General features: G+C 67.1%; 14 protein-coding genes and 1 tRNA gene. 11 read left to right on the forward strand and 4 right to left on the reverse strand.

The window, feature by feature from the left end; all coding sequences use genetic code 11:
- The first annotated feature begins 48 nt into the window (after nt 1-48).
- Nucleotides 49-969, forward strand: coding sequence for a hypothetical protein (locus V6S85_RS06300; protein WP_334348417.1), 921 nt, complete (start codon nt 49-51; stop codon nt 967-969).
- 76 nt (nt 970-1,045) lie between these two features.
- Here the strand turns inward: V6S85_RS06300 and uvrA are convergent, their stop codons facing one another.
- A complete protein-coding gene (gene uvrA / locus V6S85_RS06305; protein ID WP_334348418.1) occupies nt 1,046-3,955 on the reverse strand; it encodes an excinuclease ABC subunit UvrA in 2,910 nt (969 codons plus the stop codon).
- Between the two features lie 294 nt (nt 3,956-4,249).
- On the opposite strand from uvrA, the gene V6S85_RS06310 reads away from it, so the two are divergent.
- The 8 genes from V6S85_RS06310 (at nt 4,250) to V6S85_RS06350 (ending at nt 20,067) form a co-directional block, all read left to right on the forward strand.
- A complete protein-coding gene (locus V6S85_RS06310; RefSeq protein ID WP_334348419.1) occupies nt 4,250-4,864 on the forward strand; it encodes a hypothetical protein in 615 nt (204 codons plus the stop codon).
- A 119-nt stretch (nt 4,865-4,983) separates the two neighbouring features.
- The gene (locus V6S85_RS06320; protein ID WP_334348420.1) at nt 4,984-6,576 is read left to right on the forward strand and encodes an ABC-F family ATP-binding cassette domain-containing protein; all 1,593 of its coding nucleotides are present in this window, start codon (nt 4,984-4,986) and stop codon (nt 6,574-6,576) included.
- 738 nt (nt 6,577-7,314) lie between these two features.
- Nucleotides 7,315-9,879 (forward strand): Ig-like domain-containing protein, encoded by a 2,565-nt coding sequence (locus V6S85_RS06325; RefSeq protein ID WP_334348421.1) that lies wholly within the window; start codon nt 7,315-7,317, stop codon nt 9,877-9,879.
- On the forward strand, nt 9,876-13,874 hold the full coding sequence (locus tag V6S85_RS06330; RefSeq protein WP_334348422.1) for a hypothetical protein: 3,999 nt from the start codon (nt 9,876-9,878) through the stop codon (nt 13,872-13,874). Before V6S85_RS06325 ends, V6S85_RS06330 begins: the two co-directional genes overlap by 4 nt.
- Nucleotides 13,874-16,510, forward strand: coding sequence for an RHS repeat-associated core domain-containing protein (locus V6S85_RS06335; RefSeq protein ID WP_334348423.1), 2,637 nt, complete (start codon nt 13,874-13,876; stop codon nt 16,508-16,510). The genes V6S85_RS06330 and V6S85_RS06335 overlap by 1 nt, the downstream gene beginning before the upstream one ends.
- Complete coding sequence (locus tag V6S85_RS06340) at nt 16,504-16,896, forward strand: hypothetical protein (RefSeq protein WP_133244767.1); 393 nt, start codon at nt 16,504-16,506, stop codon at nt 16,894-16,896. Before V6S85_RS06335 ends, V6S85_RS06340 begins: the two co-directional genes overlap by 7 nt.
- 43 nt (nt 16,897-16,939) lie before the next feature.
- Nucleotides 16,940-19,525, forward strand: a complete 2,586-nt coding sequence (locus V6S85_RS06345; protein ID WP_334348424.1) for an RHS repeat-associated core domain-containing protein — start codon at nt 16,940-16,942, stop codon at nt 19,523-19,525.
- A 20-nt stretch (nt 19,526-19,545) separates the two neighbouring features.
- Nucleotides 19,546-20,067 carry a hypothetical protein gene (locus tag V6S85_RS06350; RefSeq protein WP_133244766.1) on the forward strand — a complete coding sequence of 174 codons (522 nt, stop codon included), beginning with the start codon at nt 19,546-19,548 and terminating at the stop codon, nt 20,065-20,067.
- A gap of 326 nt (nt 20,068-20,393) precedes the next feature.
- On the opposite strand, the gene V6S85_RS06355 is transcribed toward V6S85_RS06350, so the two are convergent.
- Nucleotides 20,394-20,483: transfer RNA gene (locus V6S85_RS06355), tRNA-Ser, on the reverse strand.
- A 157-nt stretch (nt 20,484-20,640) separates the two neighbouring features.
- Between V6S85_RS06355 and msrA the strand changes: the two genes are divergently transcribed.
- Together msrA and V6S85_RS06365 are read left to right on the forward strand one after the other, a co-directional pair.
- On the forward strand, nt 20,641-21,291 hold the full coding sequence (msrA, locus tag V6S85_RS06360) for a peptide-methionine (S)-S-oxide reductase MsrA (protein WP_116490451.1): 651 nt from the start codon (nt 20,641-20,643) through the stop codon (nt 21,289-21,291).
- A complete protein-coding gene (locus V6S85_RS06365; protein WP_334348425.1) occupies nt 21,291-21,638 on the forward strand; it encodes an MmcQ/YjbR family DNA-binding protein in 348 nt (115 codons plus the stop codon). The genes msrA and V6S85_RS06365 overlap by 1 nt, the downstream gene beginning before the upstream one ends.
- A gap of 98 nt (nt 21,639-21,736) precedes the next feature.
- Here the strand turns inward: V6S85_RS06365 and V6S85_RS06370 are convergent, their stop codons facing one another.
- Both V6S85_RS06370 and V6S85_RS06375 read right to left on the reverse strand, forming a co-directional pair.
- The gene (locus tag V6S85_RS06370) at nt 21,737-22,486 is read right to left on the reverse strand and encodes a DUF599 domain-containing protein (protein WP_116568170.1); all 750 of its coding nucleotides are present in this window, start codon (nt 22,484-22,486) and stop codon (nt 21,737-21,739) included.
- Nucleotides 22,487-22,545: 59 nt separating this feature from the next.
- On the reverse strand, nt 22,546-23,988 hold the full coding sequence (locus V6S85_RS06375; protein ID WP_334348426.1) for an MFS transporter: 1,443 nt from the start codon (nt 23,986-23,988) through the stop codon (nt 22,546-22,548).
- Between the last annotated feature and the right edge of the window lie 19 nt (nt 23,989-24,007).

Raw genomic sequence — 24,007 nt, forward strand, 5'->3', positions numbered from 1 at the left:
CCCGAAGCTTGTTACCCCTGGCGTCACTAGGGTTTGCAAGGGGCTAAGATGAAGACCTTCTCGGCGACGGACGCGGCCATTTCCGGCTTCGGTATCGTGCGCGAGCACCCCAAGGCCGTGGGGGCCTGGGTGCTGATCTCGACCATCGTGTCGGCCGTGGTGGCGGTGATCACCGTGGGCCTGTTCGGCCCGCAGCTGGAAGCCTTCGCCAATCTCAGCCAGACCAACGCCCAGCCCGACCCGGCCGAGACCCTGCGGATGATGGGCGGACTGGTCCCGGCCATGCTGTGCTCGATGGTCTACAGCATCGCCTTCTATTCGGTGCTGATGGCGGCCATCTATCGCGCGACGCTGCGCCCGGCCGACAACGACAAGGCCTATCTGCGCTTCGGCGCCGACGAACTGCGCCAGGCCGGCGTGTCGATCCTGATGGTCCTGCTGTTCTTCGCCGGCTACATCGGCATCGTCCTGGGCGTGGCGGTGGTCATTGGCATCCTGGCGGCGGTGTCCAAGCCCGTCGGCGGCCTGGCGGCCATCGTGCTCGTTCCCGTCGGCCTGGGCGCGCTGATCTATTTCGCCGTCCGCCTGTCGCTGGCCAACGTGCTGACCTTCGCCAAGGGCAAGATCGACATCTTCGGCTCCATGGCCCTGACCAAGGGCCGCTTCTGGCCGATGTTCGGCGCCTATGTCGTGGCGACCATCCTGGCCGTCGTGGTCTACCTGCTGCTGTTCCTGATCGTGACCCTGCTGGGCGGGGCGCTCAGCGGCTTCAACATGGAGACCCTGGGCACGCTGATGCAGTCGCAGACCACGTCGCTGGAAAGCCTGATGACGCCCACGGGCATCCTCAGCCTGGCCGTCGGCGGCCTGATCGCGGTGCTGACCAGCGTGACGATCTACACGCCTTCGGCCTTCATCTACCGCCAGATCGTCGTCGACGTGGAAAGCGCCAGCGACACCTTCGCCTGAGCCATCCGGGACGGCGGAACGAAAAAGGCCGGCGGAGCGATCCGCCGGCCTTTCTTGTTTGGAAGCCGCCGGCGCGTCAGGCGCGCTTGGACGTCTTGAGGTCGGCGATCCGCGCCTGACGGCGCTCCTCGTGCTTGGCCAGCAGTTCCTTGAGGTACTTGCCGGTCCAGCTGGCCTCGACCTTGGCCACGTCCTGGGGCGAGCCCACGGCGACGATCTGGCCACCGCCGTCGCCGCCCTCGGGGCCAAAGTCCAGCAGCCAGTCGGCGGTCTTGATGACGTCGAGATTGTGCTCGATGACCACCACCGTGTTGCCCTGGTCGGCCAGCTCGTGCAGCACCTCCAGCAGCTTCTTGGTGTCCTCGAAGTGCAGGCCGGTGGTCGGCTCGTCGAGGATGTAGAGCGTGCGGCCGGTGGCCCGGCGCGACAGTTCCTTGGACAGCTTCACCCGCTGGGCCTCGCCGCCCGACAGCGTCGTCGCCTGCTGGCCCACCTTGATGTAGCTGAGACCCACGCGCTTGAGGGTCTCCATCTTGTCGCGGATCGGCGGCACCGCCTTGAAGAAGTCGGCGGCCTCCTCGACCGTCATGTCCAGCACGTCGGCGATGGTCTTGCCCTTGAACAGCACGTCCAGGGTTTCGCGGTTGTAGCGCTTGCCCTTGCAGATATCGCAGGTGACGTAGACGTCGGGCAGGAAGTGCATCTCGATCTTGATGACGCCGTCGCCCTGGCAGGCCTCGCAGCGGCCGCCCTTGACGTTGAACGAGAACCGCCCCGGGCCGTAGCCGCGAGCCTTGCTCTCCGGCAGCTGGGCGAACCAGTCGCGGATCGGGCCGAAGGCGCCGGTATAGGTCGCCGGGTTCGAGCGCGGGGTGCGGCCGATCGGGCTCTGGTCTATGTCGATGACCTTGTCGAAGTTCTCCAGGCCCTCGATGCGCTCGTGCGCCGCCGGGGCGTCCGAAGCGTTGTTCAGGCGGCGCGCGGCGGCCTTGTAGAGGGTCTCGATCGTGAAGGTCGACTTGCCGCCCCCCGAGACGCCGGTAATGCAGGTGAAGGTGCCGACGGGGATCTCGCCCGTGACGTCCTTCAGGTTGTTGCCCTTGGCGCCGATGACCTTGAGCGTCTTCTTCTTGTTGATCGGACGGCGCTCTTCGGGGACGGCGATCTCGCGCTCGCCGGTCAGGTACTGGCCGGTGACGCTGGCCGGGTTGGACATGATCTGGTCAGGCGTGCCCTGGGCGACGATCTCGCCCCCGTGGACGCCGGCGGCCGGGCCCATGTCGATCACGTAGTCGGCGGTGAGGATCGCCTCTTCGTCGTGCTCGACGACGAGCACCGAGTTGCCCAGGTCGCGCAGGCCTTGCAGCGATTGCAGCAGGCGGGTGTTGTCGCGCTGGTGCAGGCCGATCGACGGCTCGTCGAGCACGTACAGCACGCCCGTCAGGCCGCTGCCGATCTGGCTGGCCAGGCGGATGCGCTGGCTCTCGCCGCCCGACAGCGTGCCCGAGCCGCGCGACAGGTTCAGATAGTCGAGGCCGACATCGACCAGGAACCGCAGGCGGTCGTTGATCTCCTTCAGGATCCGGCGGGCGATCTCCAGCTGCTTGTCGGAGAGGTGGCCTTCCAGGGCGCTGAACCAGTCGCGGGCCGGGCGGATGGCCAGGTTCGAGACGGCGGCGATGTCGAGGCCATGCACCTTCACGGCCAGGGCCTCGGGCTTCAGGCGCTTGCCGCCGCAGGCCTCGCAGGGGGTGTCGGACTGGTAGCGGCCGAGTTCTTCGCGGACCCACGAGGAGTCCGTCTCGCGCCAGCGGCGCTCCAGGTTCGGCAGCACGCCCTCGAAGGGCTTGTCGACCTCGTACTTGCGGGCGTTGTCGTCGTAGGTGAACTTGATCTTCTCGCCCTTGGAGCCGTTCAGCACCACGGTCCGGGCCTTTTCCGGCAGCTTGTACCAGGGCTCGTCCATCGAGAAGCCGTAGTGGCGCGCCAGGGCCTGCAGGGTCTGGGTGTAGAGCGGCGAGGGCCCTTTCGCCCAAGGGGCGACGGCGCCCTTGTGCAGGGTCTTGTCCTTGTCCGGAATGATCAGGTCGGCGTCGAAGGCCAGCTTCGCGCCCAGGCCGTCGCAGGTGGGGCAGGCGCCCGCCGGGTTGTTGAACGAGAACAGGCGCGGTTCGATCTCGGCGATGGTGAAGCCGCTGACCGGGCAGGCGAAGCGTTCGGAGAACAGCAGGCGCCTCGGCTCCTTCTCGCCCTCCTCGATGGTCGCCCATTCGGCCACCGCGAGACCATCAGCCAAGCGCAGCGCCTGTTCCAGGCTGTCGGCCAGGCGCTGTTCCATGCCGGCCTTGGTCACCACGCGGTCCACGACCACGTCGATGTCGTGCTTGAACTTCTTGTCGAGGGCCGGGGCGTCTTCGATCGGATAGTATTCGCCGTCGATCTTCAGCCGCTGGAAGCCGGCCTTCTGCCACTCGGCGATCTCCTTCCTGTATTCGCCCTTGCGGTCGCGGACGACGGGAGCGAGCAGATAGAGGCGCGTGCCTTCGGGCAGGACGGTGATCTTGTCGACCATCTGGCTGATGGTCTGGCTTTCGATCGGCAGGCCGGTGGCGGGCGAGTAGGGGACCCCGACCCGCGCCCACAGCAGGCGCATGTAGTCGTGGATCTCGGTCACCGTGCCGACGGTCGAGCGCGGGTTGCGCGACGTGGTCTTCTGCTCGATCGAGATGGCCGGCGACAGGCCCTCGATCAGGTCCACGTCAGGCTTGCTCATCAGCTCCAGGAACTGGCGGGCGTAGGCCGACAGGCTCTCGACATAGCGTCGCTGGCCCTCGGCGTAGATCGTGTCGAAGGCCAGCGAGCTCTTGCCCGAGCCCGACAGGCCGGTCAGCACGACCAGCTCGCCGCGCGGAATGTCGACGCTGACGTCCTTGAGATTGTGCTCGCGGGCGCCGCGGACGCGGATGAAGTTCAGTTGCTCGGCCATGGTGTCCGGAACGCTCGAAGGTCGGATTGGGAGCCGCGTGGGGAGCGCGGCGCAGCGGCTATATGTAGGGTTCTGGCGCGGCATTAACACAAGAACAAGATGCGAACAAATGCCGCAGCCATCCTGCTGCCAATCCTGCTGACACCAGATGTCAGCAGACAAGGCCGCGAAGGGCGCAAAGCGGGCGCCGCGCGGTCGAATTTCGGACGCCATCGAAGCGTGAGCATTCGCCATCGAGCAATCTTCGGTGGCGGGGCGATGATGCGGGGGCGGACGGGCGCTGGACGATGGGCGGTGGCGGTGCCCGCGGGCGTGGCGGCCAACCTGGTGCTGATCGGCTTGCTGGCGTTGGTGGAGCGCGCCTCGCCGCCGGCCGAGGCGCCGCCGATGCTGTTCGAGATCGACAGGCTGGAGGACGAGCCGCGCCCGACGCCCAGGCGCGCGCCGGCCAGGACGCCGTCTTCCGCCCGGTCGCGCGAGGCGTCATCGCAAGCCCCGTCCGATGCTGGCGCGAACGCTCCATCCGGCGAAGGCGAGGCCGCTCCAGCCGCCGGTCCCGCCGCCCAGGCGATCGATCCGGCGTGGACGCTTGACCCCAAGGCCGTCGATCGCTGGAAGCTGACGGAGGGCAATCCGGACTTCCGATGGGGTCGCTATCACCGCGCCTGCAAGGGGCTGTCGAGCGAACACCTGACCGACGAGGAGAAGGACAGGTGCTGGGGCGGTTTCGCCGCCAGGATTCCGAAGGAGAATGCGCAGCCTGGCCCTCGCAAGCCGCCGAAGTTCGTGCCGCGCGGTCTTCCGCCGCCGCCCCCGCCCCATGCCGAGGAGGCCCGCAAGCAGGCGCGCTGCCGGGCCTATCGCGATGGGCGCGCCAGCCAGCCGCGCCTGCGCGACGGCCTGTGCTGACGCTTGCCCAGCGGCGTCTCAGCCTCTACACCCGCCGCTCCACCCCCTGATGGAGGCCGCCATGATCAGCCAGACGGAAGACCGCTTCGTCCTTCCCGTTTCCCTGCTCGTGGTTTCCCATGCCTGCCTCCAATTCGTCCTACGTCACCCTGGACTGCGTTTCCGCCGCCGCGCCTGACGGCCGCGTCCTCTTCGAAAACCTGAACCTGTCGGTCGGCGCCGAGCGCGTCGGCCTGGTCGGTCGTAACGGCGCGGGCAAGTCGACCCTGCTGGCGCTGGTCGCCGGCATGCGTGCGCCCCTGGCCGGAACCGTCGCCCGGTCCGGAACGATCGGCGTGCTCGACCAGACGCCCGATCTGCCGGAGGGCGCGATCCTCGCCGACCGCCTGGGCGTCGGTGCAGCCTGGCGGCGCCTGGCGCGCATCGAGGCCGGGCAGGGCGACGATATCGATTTCGCCGAGGCCGACTGGACCTTGCCGTCGCGACTGGACGAGGCGCTGGCTGAGGTGGGCCTCGACGGCCTGGATCCCGACCGGCCGGCCGCGGCGCTCAGCGGCGGCCAGCAGACCCGCGCCGGCCTGGCCGCCCTGTTGCTGGCCGCGCCCGACCTGATCCTGCTGGACGAGCCGACCAATCACCTCGACGCTGGGGCGCGTGGCCTGGTGGGCGAGGTGCTGGCGCGCTGGAAGGGCGGGGCGATCGTCGCCAGCCACGACCGCGCCTTGCTGCGCGGCATGGACCGCATCGTCGAGATCTCCAGCCTGGGCGCCGCCAGCTACGGCGGCGGCTACGACCTCTATGCCGAGCGCAAGGCCGCCGAGATGGAGGCCGCCGGTCGCGCTCTCGAGACCGCCGAGCGCGACGAGCGCCGCGCCGCCCGCGAGGCCCAGGCCGCCGTCGAGCGCAAGGCCCGCCGCGACGCCGCCGGCAAGCGCTTCGCCGCCAAGGGCAGCGAGCCGAAGATCCTGCTCGGCGCCCGGGCCGAGCGGGCCGAGAACACCGGCGGCAAGGAGCGGCGCCTGGCCGAGCGTCTCCAGACCAACGCCCGCGAGGCGGTGGAGACGGCGCAGGCTCGGGTCGAACGGGCGCGGACCCTCGGGTTCGACCTGCCGCCGACCGGCCTGCCGGCGGGCAGGCTGGTGCTGAGCATGGAGGATGTCGCCTTCGCCTGGCCCGGCCGGCCGCCGGTGCTGGCGGGCGTCACCCTGCGTATCGCCGGACCCGAGCGCGTGGCCGTGCGCGGCCCCAACGGCGCGGGCAAGTCGACCCTGCTGAACCTGGCCGCCGGCGTGCTGGCGCCGACGTCGGGCATGGTGACGCGCGGCGTCCCGGCGGTGATGCTCGACCAGTCGCTGGCGATCCTGCGCGACGACGAGACGCTGCTGCAGGCCTTCCTGCGCCTGCACCCGAGCGCCGATCGCAACCTGGCCCAGGCGGCCCTTGCCCGCTTCCTGTTCCGCAACAGCGCCGCCGACCGGCTGGCGGGGACCTTGAGCGGCGGCGAGCGCCTGCGCGCGGCCCTGGCCTGCGTGCTGGCCGGCCCGACCCCGCCGCAACTGCTGATCCTGGACGAACCGACCAACCACCTCGATCTCGACTCGGTGGCGGCTGTCGAGGCGGCGCTGGCCGGCTACGACGGCGCGCTGCTGGTGGTCAGCCACGACGAGGATTTCCTGGATGGGATTGGGGTGGAGCGGGAGGTGGGGCTGTAGAGCGATTGCCTGAAGCCGTCCTTCTCCGCCGCGATGTCGACATTGCCCTCGCGCCAGAAGCCTTCGGGGCACAGCGCGACCAGCTTTCCGACACGCAAGCGCTTCGAGAGGATTGAAGGGGTGGGCGACATGGCCAAGAGCGCGCAGCGCGATCCACAGGTGGAGTCGTTGCTGCGCGGCCGGCGGGCGGAGCTTGGCCTGCCGTCGGAGATGGGGCGCCGATGGATCCGGCGGCGGCGTTCGAGGCGCTGAGGCGGGATCTGTGGTCGGCGGGGGAGCGGATGCTGCAGACCGCGGATGTTCGTAGGTGGCAGGACGGCCGGGATGGTGGGGCGATGATTGCTCACAACCGCGACATGCTTGCCGGGTGCGCGCGGGAGGCGAGGCCGGCGCATCGCCAAAGGCCAGACGCTGTCGCAGGACGTCTGCGCGAGACAGCTCGATGATCGGAATGGCGAACGTCTTGGCGCCTAAGGTTGGGGCGGGCCGATGTGGCCCTCGCCCCCTTTTTGGTCTCGGCCGAAGAAGCAGAACCGTCCAGCAGACCTTTGAGATGCCGCTTTGGAGTTCTCCACAGCTTTAGCGGGTGTGAAGCTTAGCCGTGGGTTGTTTTTGTCGTGCCGCTTTGCGAGGCCCGGTTGTGTCGCGCGTCGTGCGACTGGGGGCGGTTGCATGTTGGGTGTTGGAAGCCGGCTGGGGCTGGCGGCTTTGATGGCCTCGTGCGTGTGCGCGGAGGCTTTGGCCCAGACGCAATCGGTCAAGTATCGCTACGATAGTCTGGGCCGGGTGGTTCAGGTCACCTATTCCAATGGCGCGTCGGTGACCTATGCCTACGATGCGGCTGGAAACAGGACCCAGCAGGCGTCCTCTCCCAAGACGCCGGCTCCAACCGTAGGCAACGTGGCGGCGAACGTGGCCTACAATACGGCGACCGCTGTCGCCCTGACGCCGTCGGGCGCCTACACCAGCCTTGCAGTCGTCGCCTCCCCGACCAAGGGCTCGGTGTCGATCAGCGGGACGACGGCGACCTACACGCCCACCAACGGGACCTACGGCGCCGACAGCTTCACCTACAAGGCCGTCGGCCCGGGCGGCGAAAGCGCCCCGGGCAGCGTCAGCATCACCGTGGCCACGCCGGCCGCGCCGACCGTTGCGGCGGTGTCGGCATCGACCGCCTACAACACGCCTGCGACGTTCAACCTGGCGCCGAGCGGCGTCTACGCCAGCCTGTCGAAGGCGTCCAACCCGGCCCACGGCTCGGTCGTCGTCTCGGGCGCGACGGCGACCTATACGCCGGCGAACGGCTACTACGGCGCCGACAGCTTCACCTACACGGCCACCGGGCCAGGCGGGACCAGCGCGCCGGCCACGGCCAGCCTGACGGTCGGGCTGCCCGTCGCGCCTGGCGCGGCGGCGGTGTCGACCAGCACTGGATACAACACCGCCAAGAGCATCGCCCTGTCGCCTTCGGGCGTCTATTCGAGCCTTGCGGTCGTGGCTTCGCCGACCAAGGGCTCGGTGTCGATCAGCGGAACGACGGCGACCTATACGCCCAACACCAGCGCCTATGGCGCCGACAGCTTCACCTACAAGGCCGTGGGGCCCGGCGGGGAAAGCGCGCCGGCCAGCGTGGGGGTGACGATCGCCAATCCGCCCGCGCCTTCGGCGTCGGACATCGGCGTGTCGGTGGGCTACAACAGCGCGGCCAACGTCTTCTTCCCTGGCGGCGGCGACTGGGTTTCGCTGAACCTGGTGAGCCAGCCCTCGCGTGGCAGCCTGGGCGCCTGGACCTGGTCCAACGGTGGCTGGAACATCCCCTACACGCCGAACGCGGGCGTCTACGGCGCCGACAGCTTCGTCTACAACATCACCAATCCCGGCGGTTCGTCGGGCAACCGCACCGTTACCCTCAACGTCGCCGCTCCGCCCGCGCCCGGCGCGAGCGACGCCACGCTCAGCGTCGGCTACAACAGCAGCGCCAGCCTGAACCTGCCGGTCTCGGGCGTGGCGACGGGCGTCGCCCTGGACGCCGCGCCAGCCAAGGGCGCGGTCTCGTTCTCCGGAACCACGGCGACCTACAAGGTGACCTGGCCCAACTACGGCGCCGACAGCTTCACCTATCACGCGACCGGTCCTGGCGGCTCTTCGGCGGTGCGCACCGTCAACGTCTCGATCGGCAATCCCCCGATCCCGTCGTCCGACAACGGATCGGCCTCGACGGCCTACAACAGCGCCGTCGCGGTCACCTATCCGGTCACTGGCGACTATGCCGAGGTGGCGCTGGCTTCAAATCCGGCCCATGGCAGCGTTTCCACTCCCGCCCATGTCGCCGGCGTGGGCCACCAGTCGACCTATACGCCGCACGCCGGCTACTACGGGCCCGACAGCTGGACCTTCCGCGCCTACACCGCCGGCGGCTCGGGTCCGGTCAGGACGTTCAGCATCAATGTCGGCCTGCCGCCCGCGCCGAGCGCCGCCGCGACCAGCCTGTCCATTCTCTCGCTGACCAGCGGTTCGGTCCAACTGCAGCCGGGCGGGGTGTATTCGGGCGTGGCGATCAGCGCCCAGCCGGCCCATGGCTCGGTGTCGCTGAACGGCGCGACCGCCACCTACACGCCGAGCGGGGCCTATGTCGGCAGCGACAGCTTCAGCTACGTGGCCTCCGGGCCTGGAGGCAACAGCGCGCCGGCCACGGTCAGCGTCACGGTGCAGAACCGGGCGCCGACTCCGCAGAACGACGCGGTGAGCACGTTCCAGAACCAGGCGGTGACCTTCGACCCGCGCGGCAACGATTCCGATCCCGAAGGGCATGGGCTCGCCGTCTCGAACGCCTGGGGCGCGCCCAACGGCACGGCCCAAGCCAACGGCGCGTCGGTGACCTATACGCCGGCGGCCGGCTTCGTCGGCGCCGACAGCTTCTACTACAATGTCATCGACGGATACGGCGGCACGGGCACGGCCACGGTCACTGTCAACGTGCAGCCGACGCCCGTCTTCTCGGCTGGGGTCAGCACGCCCAGCTGGTTCGCTCAACGGTACGGAACCGCGCCGATCACCAGCGATCCGGCGGTCACCGTGACGACGGCCAATGGTGTTGGGCCCTACACCTACGCCTGGGAGCGCGTCTCCGGCGACACCGCCACCACCGTCAATCCCTCGGGGGCGACGGCGACCTGGTCGCGCACGCTTTCGACCTACGGCCAATGGACTTCGGTTTGGCGCTGCAAGGTCACCGACGGGGCCGGGCGTGTGGCCTACACCTCCACCGTCAGCGTCACCTTCCAACGTGAGACCGCCTCGTGAGCCGAACAATCCCGCTGGCCCATTACGTGAAAGCTTCGGTTTCGATGATCCCTTCCGGTTCTTCGCTGCGTTGTCGCGCACTGGGCGCGGCGAGCGCCGGCGTTCTGGTCCTGGCGCTCGGAGCGGGCGCTGTATCGGCTCAGGAAGGCACGGTTCCCGGCGTTCGCTTCGGCGCGGCGGATCTGATGGCGCCGAGCGCCGCGGAGGCCTATTACGCCTCGCAGCCCGCCACGGTCACCTATCCGTGGGCCAGCGCCAGGCCGCCGGAGATCACCGAGGCGGCGGCGGCGCTGGGGAATGATCCGGGGCGGATCTTCACTTTCGTCCGCAACAACATCCGCATCGTGCCGATCTACGGCCTGCAGAAAGGCGCCGTCGGCGCGCTGGTCGATCGCTCGGGGACGTCCTTCGATCAGGCCCAGCTGCTGGTCGAGCTGCTCCGCGCCGCTGGACACCCTTCGGCCCGCTACGTGGTGGGCGACCTGACCCTTACGGGCGCCCAGCTGGACGAGTGGCTAGGCGTCAGGACGGTCAGCGCGGCCACGGCCCTGCTGGCCAACGGCGCGATTCCGGCTTCCATCAGCGGATCGGGCGATGTCGCCAGCGTCACGCTCGGCCATGTCCTGGTCCAGGTCGAGGTCGGCGGCGTGACGCGAACCTACGATCCCTCCTACAAGCCCAGCGACGTGGGTCAGGCGATCGACGCCAAGGCGGTCGCGGGTCTTTCGCGAGCCGGGTTCGTGTCTACCGCGCTGAGCGGGGCGACGGCGCAGAGCGAGAGCGGCGCGCCCTACGTCGCCGGCGTCAACGTCGCCGGCATCGAGCAGGCCCTGTCGACCTCGGCGACGACCCTGCTGACCCAGCTGCGCACGACCTACAAGGAGCGCGGCGGCGACGACCTCACCGGTGCGCGCACCATCCGGTTCTCCGAAGCGCCCGAAGCCAGCCCGACGACAGGGTCTTTCAGCGTCCGGCAGAGTTTCACGGGCGGCATGCCCGATCGCTATCGCACGGTCCTGTCGATGACTGCCGGATCGTGCGGCCGCAGCTTCTTCGTCGACGAGATCTATGGTCGCCGCCTGACGCTGCACCGCAATATCAGCTACGGCACGGCGATCGGCGGCGTCTATGTGGACGGCGTCATCGTCGGCGCGGGCTGCGGCGACACCGACAGCGTGCAGTCCTACGCCATCAACCTGTCGGTCAATCACCCCTACGCCGCCGCCAACGGCGCGTACATGGACGCCAACGCGATCAAGTACGTCGACCGCTACGACGACGTCGTCATCGTTCATGGCTGGGGCGACACCGGAAACGAGCTGCAGGGCAAGCTCGGGCAGGAGGTCAATCAGGAACGCGACGAGAAGATCCCCGACCCCGTCGAGGAGTCGAACGTTCCCGACGGCACGATCTTCGTGCAGTCGGACGCTGGCACCACCCAGGTCTCGGTCAAGTCCAAGCTGGGCGCCAGCTGGCTGGCCCAGGCCTCGCGGACGTCCGAACTGCTGGAAACGGTTTCCGGGGTCGGGCTGCAGCACCATCACACCCTCGGCGTCTCGTACTCGCAGGCGCACTTCTTCGTCTATGACAGCAACAAGAACCGGATCGCCGATCCCGGCGAAATGCTGGGCGACGCCCCAAAAGACAGCGGGATGCGGCTCGACCTGGATTCGGCCTACAGCACCTCGCGCGTGACCGGTGACGCCGCTGACGAACTGGCGACCCGGCACACGCTGGCGGCGGCCCTGGCCATGCTCGAAGGCAGCGTGATGGAGCAGCAGCTCGATGCGGTGGACACCGCCTCGACCGCCCAGCGCCTGCCCTGGGGGCAGCAGAACCTGGCAAGCACGATCCGCTATCACCTGTTCCCGGCCGGGATCGCGGCGCCCGCGGTGGCGACCTACAGCGCCGGCGCGGCCGCCAGCGGTAGGATCTGCGCGGGCTCCAGCCTGACCACCCAGGGCTTTTCCGTGCTGCAGGCCAACGACCGCATGCTGGGTCCGGGCCAGGCCAATCCGGTGCCGAGCGTTTGGAGCAGTCCCAATCCTTGGGTGCCTCAAACGGACGCCACTATGCACCGGGGTTGCGCCTGGATCGCCTTCAAGGCCGACGGCAGCCACATCGCCCACATGGTCACCTCGCTCGACCGCGGCCTGAAGGGGGGCGGCACGGGCGATGACGCCGAGAAGAAGGAGGGCTTCAAGCCCGAAAAACAGGCCGATCTGCTGAAGGACCAGTACAAGGATCGTTCGTCGATCAACGGCGCTGACCTGCGTACGGGCGCGTTCACCTTCACGCCGCCTGCCGATCTGAAAATCGGGGGCGGTGAGTTCCCCTACAGCCTGTCGTTCCAGCGGACGTTTCAAGCTGGGGGAACGAAATGCGCGGGCTGCAGCTTTGGCTGGACCCACAACTTTGATATCCGGGCCGCAGCTTCCGGCGGTGGGCTGGAGGGCATGGGGTCGACAAGCCCGCTGGCTCTGGCTGGCCCCCTAACTGCGCTGGAAGGTGCGTTCGCGCTCTACCGCGACAATCCCAACGCCGCCGGCAACCAACTGGCGGGTGCGGCGGTGATGCGCTGGATGTCGCGCCAACTGAACAACAACGTGGTTACGGTCACGCAAGGGCCGTCGAACGAGACCTTCGTGCGTCTTGTTGACGGCAGTTACGCCGCGCCGCGCGGCTCGGCCGCCCAACTAACCCAGGCCGGTGAGCGAAGGACGACGCTGGAGCCAGGCGCGCGCAGCCTGACCTGGCTCTACGATCAGGTTTCCTATTCTCGGCGCGCCAAGAGCGGCGACGTGCTGCAGTTCAACTGGCGGGAATGGAATCCCGGCTGGATGGGCTCGACCACCGTGCGCTATCCGAAGGCCAAAGCCTTCGGCTTCCCGGCCAGCACCTGGACCTTCCCCAAGGGCGTCTCGGTCACCTTCAGCTACTGCGAATCCCAGCCGCTCCTCTACCTGCAGCGGGTCTCGGCCTGCCGCGACCGGCTGACCAGGGTCTCCAACAGCCTGGGCTACTACATCGACATCGACCGGCTGACGGCGACGGGTTCGGACGGGCGCGTCTCGTCGATGCCGATCCCGTCCACGCTTGCCAACATCCAGGACTGGGAAGTGCTCGAGCCGGAAACCCTGACGGAAGCCGGCGGTGGTGTCTGGAAGTTCGAATGGCGCCGGGCTGGCGCGGGCGACCGGCCCTCGCCCTATCCATACCTGGCCAAGATTTACGCGCCTGACAACGCCACCGTCGCGCAACAGCGCATCGTCTATGACCGCATGAACCGTGTACGGGAAATATACGATCGGCTCGGCGATCTCGGTGATCGACCGTCTTTGAAGATCCATGCGCCGGGTCTTGGCTTGGGCGGGTCCATCGATCCATCCGGGGGCGCCGTGAGCATTCTGTACGACACGAAGGACCGTGTCGTTCGCCAGATCGACGAGTTGGGCCGCAAAAGCATAAGCGGTTACGACAGCCTGGGCCGTGTTGTCTCGCGAACGGCGCCGGAAGGAGATCGCACCGAGTTCAAGTATGATGAGCGAGACAACGTCATCGAGCTGCGCAGGGTCCCCAAAACCGGTTCCTTGGCTGCGCCTCTCGTGGTGACGGCTGAGTATGATCCGACGTGGAACAAGCCGCGCTGGATCCGCGACGCGCGCAACAACACGCTAGCGGATGCGACCTATGGCCAGCAAACCGACTACACCTATAAGGCGAACGGGGGCGGCGCGGGCGAGATCGAGACCGTAACCCAACCTGCCGTCGACGGCGGCAGACCCGTTTGGCGCTACGAGTATGGCGCGCTGGGCCTCGTTACCAAAGTCACCGACCCGACGGGCCTTGTGGCCACCACGCTCTACGACGCTAAAGGAAATCCGACCGCATCAACCGTTGATCCTGCAGGCGTTTCATCCACTACCTGCAAGACCTTCGATGGTCGGGGTAATCTGATCAGCGAGACCGAGGCGCGTGGCGGAGCGTGCTCGTGATGGGCGGCCAGGTCGGGCCGCGTTCGGGCCGGGCTGGATGGCTGGGCGCGGGCAGCGTTCTGGTGCTTGTGGTTTGCCTGGCCGGTGGCGCGGCCCGGGCCCAGGGCTATAGCGCGAGCGACTACACCAGCTACTTCAAGTACGACGAGAAGCGGCGGCCGACGATGAAGATCGGGCCGGATCCGGACGGAGCCGCCGGTCCGCTCAAGCGTGGCGCCACCCAGACGACCTACGATGCGGTGGGGCGGGTGGTGCGGCTGGACGTGGGCACGGTCGATAGCGTTTCGGTCAGCGGCGGGGTGGTCAGCTACAGCAACTTCGTCGCCAACCAGACGACGCTGACGCGCTATGACGCGGTGGGCAACAAGACCCAGGTCTATCGTTCGCCGGGTACGACGGCCGCGAAGCTGACCCAGACGAACTATGACGCGTCCAATCGCGCCGTCTGTACGGCGGTGCGGATGAACCCGGGGGTCTTCGCCGCCCTCTACGAGGCGTCCGACCGCCCGAACGCCTGCGCCCTGCAGGCCGAGGGCAGCCAGGGTCCAGATCGGGTCGCTCAGACCGAATATGACGCCGCGGGTCAGGTGCTGCGGGTGTTCCAGGCCGTCGGCACGGCCGATGCGCGTCGCTATCAGTTCAATGTTTGGCGTCTGAACGGAACCTTGGGCCTGGTCTACGACGCCAACGGCAATGTCACGAGCTACAGCTACGACGACTTCGACCGCCTTACCTACACCCACTATTCCAGTCCCAACCGCGCCGCTCCCGGACAACTGACCGTGGCCAATGGCGCCGACTACGACCTGTACGGCTACGACGCCAACGGCAACCGAACCAGCTGGCGACGGCGCGACGGAACGGTGATCGGCTACGGATATGACGCCCTCAACCGCGTGGTTTCCAAGGGCGGCGCCTCGATTGCCGACGTCACCTACGTCTATGACCTGTCCGGCCGGGCGACCTCGACGCATTTTACGGGCAGCGGACAGGGGGTGACCTACACCTATGACACCGCCGGCCGGCAAAGAACCGAGGCCAGCCTCGGTCGGACCTTGATCTACGAATACGACAAGAGCGGCAATCGGACCCGACTGACGTGGCCCGATGGAAACTATGTGGTCAACACCGTCGACGCGGCCAATCGGCTGAAGGCGGTCGCCTTGACCACCAATGCGCCGTTCCTGACCTATGGTTTCGACATCTGGGGGCGACGGACCTCGGCCAGCTACGGGACGGGGGCGACGACCACCTGGGGCTTCGACGTGGGCAACCAGATGACCAGCCTGGCCCACGACCTGCCCGGTGCAACTCAGGACGTCGCCTTCGGCTTCGACTACAACGCCGCGGGGCAGACGGTTGGCCAGACGGTGTCCAACGGCGCCTATGTCTGGAATGGGGAAACCGTCAGTCGCAACGTCACGGCCGACGCTCTCAATCGCGATGCGGCGATCGCTGCGACGGGCGGCTATGACGCCAGGCAGAACCTGATCCAGGACGGTGGCGGGCGCATCTTCGCCTACGACGGCGAGAACCGCCTGACCGCGATGAGCGGGCCGGCGAGCGCCAGCCTGGAATATGATCCCCTGGGGCGGCTTTCCAGGACCACGATCAACGGCGTCGTCACTCAGTTCCTCTACGCCGGCGACAAGCTTGTGGCGGAGTATGACGGCTCGGGCGCGCTCCTGCGGCGCTATGTGCCCAGCTATGGCGTCGACGAGGCGGTGCTCTGGTGGGAAGGGGCCGGCTTTGGCGATGCGCGTAGCCTGCACGCCGACCGGCAGGGCTCGGTGATCGCGACGGCGAGCGGCGGCGCGGCGGCGGTCTACACCTACGGGCCCTATGGCGAGCCCGGCGACAACTGGGGCGGGGGCAGCCGTCTTCGCTATACGGGCCAGATCGTCCTGCCGGAGCTGAAGCTCTATCACTACAAGGCCCGGGCCTATGATCCGGCTCGCGGCTGGTTTCTGCAGGTCGATCCCATCGGCTACGAGGCCGACATGAACCTCTATGCCTATGTCAATGGGGACCCGCTCAATCTGCGCGATCCTGATGGCCAGAGGCCTTATACAGACGGCGAGCTGAACATCGTTCGCCAGATTTTTGGCGATTCCGTAAAGTATAAGGATGTAAATATTCGGGAAGGCTCTGGTTTGAATGTGGCCGCAGCAATAGCATTCAAGCGCGGTCACGGAGCAATTACTATTGGGAACACCATTTATTTAAAGAGCGATTCTGGCGACCTTTCTGTCTCGGAGCCTGGACTGATAGCTCATGAAACAACACATATCTGGCAGTATCAGACCAAGTTGGGCCTCATCAAAGGGCCGGGGATCATCGCGGCCGACACCATCAAGCGCGGGCTGGACAAGGCCTATGACGTCTCGAACGTGACGGCGGACGACAACCTTTCGGAGCTGGGTTACGAGCAGCAGGCTCAGGTGGTGGAGGAACAAGTCAACTCCGCCCAGGGGGGCGCGGGCGCCAAGCCTGCCGATCAGGCCAACAACTCACGACTATCCTCGGTGCTGAACAAGGCAGGACTGGGGACGTTCTCGATGGATGGATCTTCGATCACCGCCGATAAGGCCCAGGGGTCCAGGATCGGTTGTAAGGATGGAGCTTCCGTATGTTGATGTCGCAGGGGCTCCGTCGCGTTGCGACCATGGCGGTGATTGTCTGCCTCGGCGCGACGGGTCTGTCCTGTTCACGCGAAGTGGACGTGACGATCAGCGGTTCAGAAGGCGCGCCGAAGTTTCAGCTCAAGGGCGCAAAGGCTTGCGTAACGGCCCTGACCATCCGAACCGACGATGGCGCGACCGCACTCTGGCATCTTGGCGCGCGCGACTGCCGCAACTTGTCGGAAGTCGCCTATGGTGTGACGCCGGAAGGCTTTTGGGACAGAGGTCCGGCCAGAGAGATCGGCGCGGGCCCGTACCGGATTAATGCGAGCGGGCCCGGATGGCGTGGAAGCGCTCGATTCGCCATCGCTAACGGCAAATACAAGATCATTCCGGAATGACCTCGATCAGCGAGACCGAGGCGCGTGGCGGAGGGTGCTCGTGATGGGCGGCCAGGTCGGGCTGCGTTCGGGCCGGGCTGGATGGCTGGGCGCGGGTAGCGTTCTGGTGCTTGTGGTTTGCCTGGCCGGTGGCGCGGCCCGGGCCCAGGGCTATAGCGCGAGCGACTACACCAGCTACTTCAAGTACGACGAGAAGCGGCGGCCGACGATGAAGATCGGGCCGGATCCGGACGGAGCCGCCGGTCCGCTCAAGCGTGGCGCCACCCAGACGACCTACGATGCGGTGGGGCGGGTGGTGCGGCTGGACGTGGGCACGGTCGATAGCGTTTCGGTCAGCGGCGGGGTGGTCAGCTACAGCAACTTCGTCGCCAACCAGACGACGCTGACGCGCTATGACGCGGTGGGCAACAAGACCCAGGTCTATCGTTCGCCGGGTACGACGGCCGCGAAGCTGACCCAGACGAACTATGACGCGTCCAATCGCGCCGTCTGTACGGCGGTGCGGATGAACCCGGGGGTCTTCGCCGCCCTCTACGAGGCGTCCGACCGCCCGAACGCCTGCGCCCTGCAGGCCGAGGGCAGCCAGGGTCCAGATCGGGTCGCTCAGACCGAATATGACGCCGCGGGTCAGGTGCTGCGGGTGTTCCAGGCCGTCGGCACGGCCGATGCGCGTCGCTATCAGTTCAATGTTTGGCGTCTGAACGGAACCTTGGGCCTGGTCTACGACGCCAACGGCAATGTCACGAGCTACAGCTACGACGACTTCGACCGCCTTACCTACACCCACTATTCCAGTCCCAACCGCGCCGCTCCCGGACAACTGACCGTGGCCAATGGCGCCGACTACGACCTGTACGGCTACGACGCCAACGGCAACCGAACCAGCTGGCGACGGCGCGACGGAACGGTGATCGGCTACGGATATGACGCCCTCAACCGCGTGGTTTCCAAGGGCGGCGCCTCGATTGCCGACGTCACCTACGTCTATGACCTGTCCGGCCGGGCGACCTCGACGCATTTTACGGGCAGCGGACAGGGGGTGACCTACACCTATGACACCGCCGGCCGGCAAAGAACCGAGGCCAGCCTCGGTCGGACCTTGATCTACGAATACGACAAGAGCGGCAATCGGACCCGACTGACGTGGCCCGATGGAAACTATGTGGTCAACACCGTCGACGCGGCCAATCGGCTGAAGGCGGTCGCCTTGACCACCAATGCGCCGTTCCTGACCTATGGTTTCGACATCTGGGGGCGACGGACCTCGGCCAGCTACGGGACGGGGGCGACGACCACCTGGGGCTTCGACGTGGGCAACCAGATGACCAGCCTGGCCCACGACCTGCCCGGTGCAACTCAGGACGTCGCCTTCGGCTTCGACTACAACGCCGCGGGGCAGACGGTTGGCCAGACGGTGTCCAACGGCGCCTATGTCTGGAATGGGGAAACCGTCAGTCGCAACGTCACGGCCGACGCTCTCAATCGCGATGCGGCGATCGCTGCGACGGGCGGCTATGACGCCAGGCAGAACCTGATCCAGGACGGTGGCGGGCGCATCTTCGCCTACGACGGCGAGAACCGCCTGACCGCGATGAGCGGGCCGGCGAGCGCCAGCCTGGAATATGATCCCCTGGGGCGGCTTTCCAGGACCACGATCAACGGCGTCGTCACTCAGTTCCTCTACGCCGGCGACAAGCTTGTGGCGGAGTATGACGGCTCGGGCGCGCTCCTGCGGCGCTATGTGCCCAGCTATGGCGTCGACGAGGCGGTGCTCTGGTGGGAAGGGGCCGGCTTTGGCGATGCGCGTAGCCTGCACGCCGACCGGCAGGGCTCGGTGATCGCGACGGCGAGCGGCGGCGCGGCGGCGGTCTACACCTACGGGCCCTATGGCGAGCCCGGCGACAACTGGGGCGGGGGCAGCCGTCTTCGCTATACAGGCCAGATCGTCCTGCCGGAGCTGAAGCTCTACCACTACAAGGCCCGGGCCTATGATCCGGCTCGCGGCTGGTTTCTGCAGGTCGACCCCATCGGCTACGAGGCCGACATGAACCTCTATGCCTATGTCAATGGTGACCCGCTCAACAAGACGGATAGCACGGGCCTGGATCCGCGGATCACTGTTGATATTCAGACCAACAGCGTGAAGCTCGAATATGCTCTGACACTTACTGGAAGCGGGGTCACGCCGACGACGATGTCCGAAGTCCAAGCTGTGGCCAGTGAGATCAAGACCAACGATGGCGGTTATAACTTATCGGTCAGCGTGGTTCCGGGCGCGGGGGCGTCCGACGCGATCAACTTCGACTTTAGCCCTGGCAAAGATACCGCCATGGCCGCCAAGCAGGAAAGTGGTCGTGGAGAAGGAATAAATCTTCAAGATGACACTGGTCACATCCGTTCTGATCGCCCTGACGCCGCCGCCGCGGTCGCCCATGATGTACTCCACGACGGGCCGAAAGGGTTGCTAGGCGCCAGTGACAGATACAACCAGGCGACCGGCGTTGTGGATCAGGGCTTCGAAAACAACATCATGGGCTCAACCCGAGGGCGCCAAATGACTAGCGGACAGGTCGACGAAATCATAAAAAAGCCTGGAGCCAACGTCACATATCTGGGGCTGCCGTATTGAGGATGCCGTACGAGTTGAAGATGAGGCTGGCCGCCGCTGCGGTTTTGCCCGCGTGGATCATAGCGCTCCCGGCTTTGGCTGATCCGCCGCCTCCGCCGTTGAACTCGATTTCTGCCTATGCCTGTTACTCGGTAGTCGATCCACAATCCGTCGAGATGCGTTGGCGGCCGCAGTCGTCGACTGCCACAACGAAATTCACATTCCGCCATGGCCAGATCGAGATCGACGAGCAGCCTGCGGACAAAAGTGCATGCTCTGGCCAAATAAACGATGAGATCGTCTGGGGGCCGGTGACGCTTGATGGCGCGCGGCGAAGAGCCGAAGCTCATCTGTGCCTGTCGCCCGATCAAGGCGGAAGCGTTGGTTGGTTGAAGTTGCATGTTCGAGCAGAGGCGGAGAATACAGAGTCTCTCAAGGAAGCCGTAGATGGCTTACAGGCCCTGGCCTCTTGTCATGTGGGACGCCCCGGCGTTGCTGAGTTTGTGTTCCACGGAGATAAACTCACGGTCTATCGTCACATTCTAGGCAAGCGGCTTCCGTAAAATCGGCGAAGGCGCGAGGCGCATTTCCCGTGGCTCGCGTAGATCGCCGCTCCAAGAGTTAACACCGCCGGTGCGGTACTGTCTCGCGTACGCCACCCTGCTCTAAAGTCCAGCGCGTGAAAGCGGCCGGCAATTCTCCCATTGTCCGCCAAACCTGGCATTGCGCGGAGACGGTCAAGCGGGGCGAGCCGCTCCTGAGGCGACACGACGTGTGAAAAATAATCTGGCGCTGGCCCAGCCAGCTCCGAGCACAGGTGAGGCGCAAAGTGGTCGCGCAATTCCCGGTGTAAAAATATTGATGAAAATCAATATCTTGAGGGGTGTGGTGGCGGTGAGAGAGGGATTCGAACCCTCGATAGAGTTTCCCCTATACACGCGTTCCAGGCGTGCGCCTTCAACCACTCGGCCACCTCACCAGCGCACTCGGGTCGGGGGCGGTTGAGACCCCCGGCGCGGGAAGGGGCGCAATATACTCAAGCAGCGACTCGTAGCAAGCGCCGTTACGGGATGAAAACGACGCCGCGACGACTTATATCGGCGGGCAAGGAACTCCCGCCTCCGAAAGGCCCCGCCATGCTGTTCAAGAAGTCCCTCGAGATGCCGACCGTCGACACCGCCCTGCCCGGGCGCGAGGCGGCGATCCCGACCGCGCAGACCCACTTCGTCAACGGCGCCCAGCTGAAGGGCCCCTATGCCGACGGCCTGGAGACGGCCGTGTTCGCCATGGGCTGCTTCTGGGGCGTCGAGCGCGTGTTCTGGAAGGTGCCGGGCGTGCTGGTCACCGCCGCCGGCTATGCCGCGGGGATCACCCCCAACCCGACCTACGAGGAGGTCTGCTCGGGCCGCACCGGCCACACCGAAGTCGTGCTGGTGGTGTTCGACCCCAAGGTCGTCACCTACGAGGCCCTGCTGAAGGTGTTCTGGGAGAACCACGACCCCACCCAGGGCATGCGCCAGGGCAACGACATCGGCACCCAGTATCGTTCGGGCATCTACGCCACCAACGACGCCCAGGCCGCCGCCGCCGCCGCCTCGAAGGAGGCCTATCAGGTCGCGCTGTCGGACAAGGGCCTGGGCGACATCACCACCGAGATCTCGGTCGCCGGCCCGTTCTACTTCGCCGAGGACTATCATCAGCAGTACCTGGCCAAGAACCCGGGCGGCTATTGCGGCATCGGCGGCACCGGCGTGACCTGCCCGATCGGCGTGGGCGTCGAGGCCTGATGAGCCCCGAGGCCTTCCACGCCGCCGCCATGGCGCTGCCCGCGGCGACCATGACCGTCCAGTGGGGCGACGACCAGGTCTACAAGGTCGGCGACAAGATGTTCGCCGTCATGGGACCCGGCGCGGCCCAGGGCGGGGTGTCGTTCAAGGCCTCGGACGTCGCCTTCGAGGTGCTGACGGAAACGGGGCGGGCGATTCCCGCCCCGTACCTGGCTCGCGCCAAATGGGTGAAGCTCGACGACCTGGCGTCCTTCGACGACGCCGAGGTCGCCGACTGGCTGAACACGGCCCATGCGCTGGTCGCGGCCAAGCTGACGAAGAAGAAGCGGGCGGAGCTGGGGCTCTAGCCGCTTCGCGGCCCGCTCAGTCGGCTTCGCCGACAGCTCCCCCAGGGGGGAGCATCCGGATGGATAGATCCTCCCCCACAGGGGGAGGTTCTTTTCGACTAGATCCGATCCTCCGGCGGCTCGCCCGCCGTTCCCCGCATGTGCGGCCCATACACCACCGGCTGGCGCTCGAGGATCTGGCGGACCTTGCGCACGGCCACGGAGGCGCGGCTGCGGCGCTGGCGCCAGACCAACAGGACCAGCGCCCCGATGCTGGCGGTCAGGAAGGCGATGGGGCCCAGCAGCCAGGCCGCCGCCGCCAGGGCGAAGTAGTAGCCGCGCACCCCGGCGTTGAAGGCCGACAGGGCCGGGTTGAGGATGCCGCCGGCGGCTTCGGCGTATTCGGCCAGCACCGAGGGCGGCGCCCACATCGGCGTCGCGCCGATGGCGGCCAGGCAGTAGTTCATCTGGCGCAGCGCCCAGATGAAGTCGAGCAGGCCCCGGGCCAGGGTCAGCAGCACGAGGCCCAGCTTGATCTGGAACATCACCGGCGTGGTCTCGGCCAGCACCTTGAGGCCCTCGACGCTCTTCAGCGCCGCGTCGCCGCCGAACAGCACGCCGGCCGCCGCCGCGATCAGGATCAGGTTCGACGAGGCGAAGAAGCTGGCCGAGTTGATGGCGTGGCCCAGCAGTTGGCCGTCCAGCAGGGCGACCTCGCGCACGGCCATCTCGGTCATCCACCGGCGACGGATCACCGTCATGTCGGTGTTGATCAGGTTCTTGCCCTGGCCCAGGCGCCGCAGCAGCGGCTCGTAGAACAGCCAGGCGAAGACGAAGAGGCTGATGGCCAGGATGTCGAGAATCGGCATGAAGGGCGCTGCGCAGGAACGGGAGTCGACGACAGGGGATATCCGGCGGAGCGCGCCGGTCAATCCTCGGCGATGAGGCTGTGTCTCGCGGTGTCACGCAGCAGGACCGAGACGACCAGGCCCACCGTCATGATCGCGGCGACATAGAGGTAGAAGCCGCTCTCGATCCCGCCGTGCTTGAAGGCCAGGCCGACCATCTCGGCGGTGCCGCCGAACAGCACATTGGCGACCGCGTAGGGCAGGGCCACGCCCAGGGCGCGCACGTGGGCCGGGAACAGCTCGGCCTTCACCACGGCGCTGATCGAGGTGTAGCCCGACTGGAAGGTCATGCCGACGATGATCAGGGCCAGGGCCACGCCGATGGAGTCGGTGGCGGCGATGCCGCTCATGATCGGCCAGATGGTCAGCGCCCCGCCGGCATAGGCGATGATCAGCAGCGGCTTGCGGCCCACCTTGTCCGACAGCCAGCCGGCGAGCGGCTGCATCAGCATGAAGACGATCATGCTGATGGCGCTGATCTCGGAGGCGGCGGCCTTGTCGAACCCGGCCGTGTTGACCAGGAACTTCTGCATGTAGGTGGTGTAGACGTAGAAGGTCAGCGAGCCGCCGGCGGTCAGGCCCATGATCATCAGGGTCTCGCGCGGGTGGCGGCGCAGAAGCGGCGCGATCAGCGTGGCGAAGAAGGCGACCAGGAAGGCGCCGGCCAGCACCTGTGGAACCAGGCCCGGCCGCGCCAGCACCCAGCCGCCGGCCGCCAGGGTCAGCACGAAGAACAGGCTGGCGAGGTTGCGCTGCGACTTGCCGATGCCCTCGGCCGGCTTGTCGGCGGCCTTGAACGAGGCGCTCTCGTCCAGGCCCCGGCGGATCCAGAACACCACCACGGCCAGCAAGGCGCCGATCACGAAGGGAATGCGCCAGCCCCAGGCGGCCAGGTCATCCTTGTGCAGCAGGCGCTGCAGGATGATCAGAACGGCGAGCGCGATCAGCTGGCCGGCGATCAGGGTCACGTAGTGGAAGCTGGACCAGAAGCCGCGGCGGCTCTTGCCGGCCATCTCGCTCATGTAGGTGGCGCTGGCGCCGTACTCGCCGCCCACCGACAGGCCCTGCAGCACGCGGGCGATCAGCAGCACGGCGGGGGCGAACAGGCCGATGGTCTTGTAGTCGGGGGTCAGCGCGATGATCAGCGCCCCGGCGCACATCAGCGACACCGAGACGCTCAGCGCCGCGCGGCGCCCCGAGCGGTCGGCGTAGTGACCCATCAGCCAGGCGCCGACCGGGCGGGCCACGAACCCCAGGAAGAACACCGCCGCCGCCTGAAGCAGCTGCACGGTCTGGTCGCCCTTGGGGAAGAAGTGCGGAGCGAAATAGAGGGTGAAGGCGGCGTAGGCGAACCAGTCGTACCATTCGACGAGGTTGCCGGCCGAGCCGCCGAGGATTGCCCGGGCCCGCTGCGCCGGGGTCAGGGTCACGGCGGCGGGCTGCGGCGCGGCGGCGTCGGTCATGCGGGCTCCCCTGGTCGGC

Source organism: Caulobacter sp. CCNWLW153, assembly GCF_036889365.1.
In the GTDB taxonomy this organism is placed as follows: Bacteria; Pseudomonadota; Alphaproteobacteria; order Caulobacterales; family Caulobacteraceae; genus Caulobacter; species Caulobacter radicis.

Bases quoted from the DNA above. Each gene is read 5' to 3' on its own strand.
- V6S85_RS06345 (WP_334348424.1), top strand. From the start codon at position 16,940: ATGGGCGGCCAGGTCGGGCTGCGTTCGGGCCGGGCTGGATGGCTGGGC.
- V6S85_RS06320 (WP_334348420.1), top strand. From the start codon at position 4,984: ATGCCTGCCTCCAATTCGTCCTACGTCACCCTGGACTGCGTTTCCGCC.
- V6S85_RS06340 (WP_133244767.1), top strand. From the start codon at position 16,504: ATGTTGATGTCGCAGGGGCTCCGTCGCGTTGCGACCATGGCGGTGATT.
- V6S85_RS06370 (WP_116568170.1), bottom strand. From the start codon at position 22,486: ATGCCGATTCTCGACATCCTGGCCATCAGCCTCTTCGTCTTCGCCTGG.
- V6S85_RS06365 (WP_334348425.1), top strand. From the start codon at position 21,291: ATGAGCCCCGAGGCCTTCCACGCCGCCGCCATGGCGCTGCCCGCGGCG.
- V6S85_RS06350 (WP_133244766.1), top strand. From the start codon at position 19,546: ATGAGGCTGGCCGCCGCTGCGGTTTTGCCCGCGTGGATCATAGCGCTC.
- uvrA (WP_334348418.1), bottom strand. From the start codon at position 3,955: ATGGCCGAGCAACTGAACTTCATCCGCGTCCGCGGCGCCCGCGAGCAC.
- V6S85_RS06300 (WP_334348417.1), top strand. From the start codon at position 49: ATGAAGACCTTCTCGGCGACGGACGCGGCCATTTCCGGCTTCGGTATC.
- msrA (WP_116490451.1), top strand. From the start codon at position 20,641: ATGCTGTTCAAGAAGTCCCTCGAGATGCCGACCGTCGACACCGCCCTG.
- V6S85_RS06335 (WP_334348423.1), top strand. From the start codon at position 13,874: ATGGGCGGCCAGGTCGGGCCGCGTTCGGGCCGGGCTGGATGGCTGGGC.
- V6S85_RS06375 (WP_334348426.1), bottom strand. From the start codon at position 23,988: ATGACCGACGCCGCCGCGCCGCAGCCCGCCGCCGTGACCCTGACCCCG.